At 70.8% G+C, this 1,138-nt stretch carries 1 protein-coding gene; it reads left to right on the top strand.

The window, feature by feature from the left end; translation table 11 throughout:
* Positions 1-1,131: IS30 family transposase (locus tag SM418_RS37940; protein ID WP_371946480.1), on the top strand; the 1,131-nt coding region annotated here is incomplete at its 5' end.
* Between the last annotated feature and the right edge of the window lie 7 nt (positions 1,132-1,138).

Genomic DNA, 1,138 nt, shown 5'->3' with positions numbered 1-1,138 from the left:
GGTGAGCGTGCGCAGATTGAGGTGTTGTTCGGTGAGGGCCGGTTGATTCCGCAGATCGCGGAGGTGATCGGCCGGCACCGGTCGACGGTGTGGCGGGAGGTGCGGCGCAACAACTCCTACCGGTGCTCGAACGTGGCCGACGGGAGTGGAGTACGGCATCCGGGCCGGGCGACCACGGCCCGGCCGGGTGGGCTGGGCGGGTTGTACCGGTGGACGTATTCGCATGTGGCCGCGCAGCGTAAGGCCGATGAGCGGGCGCGGCGGTACCGGCCGGGCAAGCTGATCGGCAACAGCGGGAGCAAGGGCCGGGCCTGGCGCGAGGGCAGGTTGTGGCCGGTGGTGCGTGATCTGCTGGTGAAGCGGTGGTCGCCGCAGCAGATCGCGGCGCACCTGCGCTCTATCTACCCTGACCAGCCGGAGATGCGGGTGTCACACGAGACGATCTACCAGGCGATCTACTACCAGGCCCGGGGCCGGATGCGGGCCGAGCTGGCCCGGCAGCTGGCGTTGCGGCCGGGCGAGAGGTCGGTGCTGCGCAGCGGCCGGGCCCGCCGCCGCCCGCAGTCGCGGCTGGCCCGCGCTGAGCGCAGCGCCAAGCCCTGGACCACCGGCCTGAACATCTCGGCCCGTCCCGCCCAGGCGGCCGACCGGGCGGTGCCCGGGCACTGGGAAGGCGACCTGATCATCGGGGCCCGCGGTACCAGCGCGATCATCACCCTGGTCGAGCGCACCACCCGGTTCGTGATGCTCGGCGCGCTGCCGCACTCACGGGTGTCCCAGGAGGTGGTGGGGGTGCTCACCAAGCTGATGGGCCGGGTACCGGCCGAGCTGGCCGCGACGCTGACCTGGGACCAGGGGTCGGAGATGGCCGAGCATGCCGCCTTCACCCTGGCCACCGGCTGCCGCGTCTACTTCTGCGACCCGCACTCGCCCTGGCAGCGCGGCTCCAACGAGAACACCAACGGGCTGCTGCGCCAGTACTTCCCCCGCTCCTGCACCGACTTCCGCACCTACACCCAGCACGACCTCGACGAGATCGCCCGCCAGCTCAACGGACGCCCCCGCCACACCCTGAACTGGAAAACCCCAGCCCAAACACTCAACGAGTACCTCGTTGCAACAGCCGCTTGACATCGCC

The organism is Actinomadura chokoriensis (genome assembly GCF_041463665.1).
GTDB lineage: Bacteria > Actinomycetota > Actinomycetes > Streptosporangiales > Streptosporangiaceae > Spirillospora > Spirillospora chokoriensis_A.
This window is presented reverse-complemented; position numbering and strand designations above follow the sequence as displayed.